This is a genomic window from Aminobacter sp. P4_H6_2, from assembly GCF_056400805.1.
The window spans coordinates 1-2,065 of sequence record NZ_JBFUKO010000810.1 but is presented as its reverse complement, the minus strand read 5'-3'; the positions used below and the strand labels follow the sequence as shown (position 1 = coordinate 2,065).

Annotated in this window: 2 protein-coding genes; both read left to right on the top strand. The window is 61.2% G+C overall.

Annotated features, from left to right (window positions below; translation table 11 throughout):
- Nucleotides 1–1,255 (top strand): acetate--CoA ligase family protein (locus tag AC1DUU_RS30440; protein ID WP_476787039.1); only part of this gene is annotated, 1,255 nt, incomplete at its 5' end.
- A gap of 75 nt (nt 1,256–1,330) precedes the next feature.
- Nucleotides 1,331–2,065, top strand: a 735-nt coding sequence (locus AC1DUU_RS30435) for an IS5 family transposase (RefSeq protein WP_476787038.1), incomplete at its 3' end; no start/stop codon positions are given.

Genomic DNA, 2,065 nt, shown 5'->3' with positions numbered 1-2,065 from the left:
GCTCGAGACCGCCAACCTGCTGGCCAAGCTGCCGGCTGGTACCGGCCCCAACTGCGCGCTCTATTCGGTTTCGGGGGGCTCGACGACGCTGATGGCCGAGTTGGCCGACAGCTATGGCGTGAGCTTCCCCGACCTGTCGCCGGCGACAGTTGAGAAGCTTTACACCTACCTGCCCAGCTACGTCACCGTCTCCAATCCGATCGACAATGGCGGCGGCTTTGTCATCTCTGCTCCGCAGCAGCAGCGTGTCGATGTGCTCGAAACAATCGCCGCCGACCCCAACGTCGACGTCATCGTTGTCGGGCTGACCGCGGCCCTTGGCCTCCTGTCCGACAGTTTTGCCGCCGACGTGCTGGCTTTTGCGCCCCATTCGCCCAAGCCCATCGTGGCGGTATGGGGATCGATGCTGACAGACAGCCCCGGATATCGTGATCTGGTCAAGTCTGGCGTGCCGATCTTCCGCTCGTTCCGCAAATGCTTCCGCGCCATGCGCGCGCGGGCCGACTACGAGGCTGCGAAGGGGGCGTTCCGCCGCCGCCTCTGGGGTGCAACGGCATTGTCGGTCAGCCAGCACAATGCACTGCAGCATAATGGGGTTCTCGATAGCGCACAGGCCGCCGCCCTGCTCGACGGCGCCGGAATCGGCCGTGCTCGCGAGCGTCTTGTCACCTCGTCCACAGAAGCTGCAGAAGCGCTTACGGCTTGGGGAGGGCGCGTGGTCATGAAGCTCGCCTCGCCCGACATCGCCCACAAATCTGATGCAGGATTGGTGCAGCTCGACATCGCCGACGTCACGACCGCCGCAAGAGTCTATGACGGCCTGGTTGCGACGGCGAAGAACCATTTTCCGGCGGCTCGGATCGAAGGCGTGTTGATGCAGGAACAGATCGGCGCGGGAGTCGAGATGATCGTGGGACTGACGCAGGATCCCGACCTCGGCCCAACCATCACCGTTGGCGCCGGAGGCATCTATGCCGAAATTTTGAAGGATGCCGCAACGCGCCCACTGCCTGTCGACAAGGAAGACATTCGCGAAATGATCGCCAGCCTCAGGCTTTCGCCGCTGCTCGACGGCGCTCGTGGCGCGCCGCCTTCGGACAAGGATGCGCTTGTCGAGTTGGTTTTCAATCTCGCGGAACTGGGACTTGCTGCCGGTTCGCGTATTGCCGAGCTGGACCTAAATCCAGTTATCGTGCTGCCGGACCGAGCTGTGGCTGTCGATGCGCTTGTTGTCGCCAAGCGACCATCGGCATAGCTGGGCGTTGGTGCACGGATCATTCAACGGTTGAGCTGTAAGCAGTTGAGACCGCAATCACTGTGATCCCAGGCCATGCCCCATAAACATAACGCCGCCCGCCGTCATCGCATCGGCAAGATGAAATTCAAGGTGACGAATTGGGCGGAATATGAGGCGGGCCTACGCCGGCGCGGCAGATTGACCCTATGGATGACACCGGAAGCGCTGGACGGATGGCAATCCCCTCGCCGCAAGACACGGGGTGGCCAACCACGATATTCCGATCTGGCAGTTGAGACTACCTTGACGCTGGGGTTGGTGTTTGGACTGCGACTGCGCCAGACTGAAGGATTGCTGGGTTCGGTGCTTGCGTTGATGGGACTGGAAATACCCGTTCCCGATCATACGACGCTCAGCCGTCGGGCAAGAACGTGGGAGTCGGCTGCCAGATGCAATGATAAGGAGCCCGTCCCGAACGGCCCAGTTCATGTGCTCGTCGACAGCACCGGACTACAGATTTACGGCGCCGGCCAATGGCTGAAAGAAAGGCATGGAACCAAGTCCCGTCGTGGGTGGCGTAAGCTGCATCTGGCTCTCGATGCCGATAGCGGCGAGATTATTGCTCATTCCCTGACGGATCAGGCAGCTGGCGATATTTCGCAGGTGGAACCCTTGCTCAACCAGATCAGTCACGAGATCGATCAGTTCACTGCCGATGGCGCCTATTATGGTGATCCAACTTATGACGCCGTTATGCGTCACAGCGCCGAAGCTCGGATTGTCGTTCCACCACGCTCGAACGCGGCGGGGCGGGCTGAGACCGAAGCC